At 61.3% G+C, this 235-nt stretch carries 1 pseudogene; it reads right to left on the bottom strand.

Features of this window, described 5'->3' with window-relative positions:
* A pseudogene (locus tag SB816_RS34995) lies at nucleotides 1–235 on the bottom strand (D-alanyl-D-alanine carboxypeptidase); the annotation flags it as partial.

Raw genomic sequence — 235 nt, forward strand, 5'->3', positions numbered from 1 at the left:
CGTCACCTGCGATTTGCTGGGCAGGCCGGAGGCGTTGCGGAACACCGTCTTCGTCATGCCGAGCTGGCGTGCCTTGCGGGTCATCATCTCGGCGAACCTTGCTTCAGAGCCGCCAAGGTGATCGCCCATGCCTTCCGCCATGTCGTTGGCGGATTTGACGATCATGCCATAAACGGCCTCACGCACGGTGAAGGTCTGACCCTGGCGCACATAAAGCTTCGAGGGGATGGTGGCT

The sequence above is a fragment of the Achromobacter sp. SIMBA_011 genome, assembly GCF_046535435.1.
Classification (GTDB): domain Bacteria; phylum Pseudomonadota; class Gammaproteobacteria; order Burkholderiales; family Burkholderiaceae_B; genus Achromobacter; species Achromobacter dolens.